The sequence below is a fragment of the Bacillus sp. DWP3-1 genome (assembly GCF_049896565.1).
Lineage (GTDB): Bacteria > Bacillota > Bacilli > Bacillales > Bacillaceae > Bacillus.
The window spans coordinates 1-841 of record NZ_JAFCUN010000016.1 but is presented as its reverse complement, the minus strand read 5'-3'; the positions used below and the strand labels follow the sequence as shown (position 1 = coordinate 841).

The 841-nt window shown below is 38.0% G+C and carries 2 tRNA genes and 1 rRNA gene; all 3 read right to left on the bottom strand.

Annotated features, from left to right (window positions below):
• Positions 1-33: 33 nt before the first annotated feature.
• Positions 34-109: transfer RNA gene (locus ACP7A0_RS18670), tRNA-Thr, on the bottom strand.
• Positions 110-142: 33 nt separating this feature from the next.
• Positions 143-218, bottom strand: a tRNA-Val gene (locus ACP7A0_RS18665).
• A 542-nt stretch (positions 219-760) separates the two neighbouring features.
• Positions 761-841 (bottom strand): 5S ribosomal RNA (gene rrf / locus ACP7A0_RS18660); the annotation flags it as partial.

Here is an 841-nt window from a genome sequence, read left to right as displayed (position 1 = left end):
TAAAAGCGACTTGTCTATCTTACCATATGAAAGTGGTGCCGGCAAGAGGACTTGAACCCCCAACCTACTGATTACAAGTCAGTTGCTCTACCAGTTGAGCTACACCGGCTTTATCTATCTTAACATTATGTAAGAATAAATATGGTGGAGGATGACGGGCTCGAACCGCCGACCCTCTGCTTGTAAGGCAGATGCTCTCCCAGCTGAGCTAATCCTCCACTATGTAGGAATCTCTCGATCCGACAAAGATTATTATATACAGGTTTTCATCATTTGTAAAGGCTATATTAAAAAAATTTTATTTCAATTTTCATTGGTATTTCTTTTAGCAAATGATCCTCATTTTCTCCATTCAAACTGCTGTCATTCAACGTTTATCAGCTGAAGTTCTCCTCTCTATATTCTCTTTAAAAACGGTCAATTCCTTCAGAAATATCAGCAGCCTATTATTTTTATGCTTTCATGGTATAGGTATTCCTTGGAATCAAACTTTAGGTGCAGTTTTTATAGATATTAGAATAGAGTTAACTATAAAGATTGATACAGTCCCCTTCTATAATCTAATACTCTATCTCTCTACTAGTTTTTTCATAACAAGGATTTATAATATGATGAACGTTCTATCTTTTTGATTTAAAATGTCTCACATACTTGTAAATGAGTTGGAGTGCCGCACGTTCATCAAACAAGTGCAATCAAAAAAATATCCTCTCAAGCAACACAAAAAGACCAGTTCCGTATGGAACTGATCCTTAGAAAAGCTTGGCGGCGTCCTACTCTCACAGGGGGAGACCCCCAACTACCATCGGCGCTGAAGAGCTTAACTTCCGTGTTCGGTATG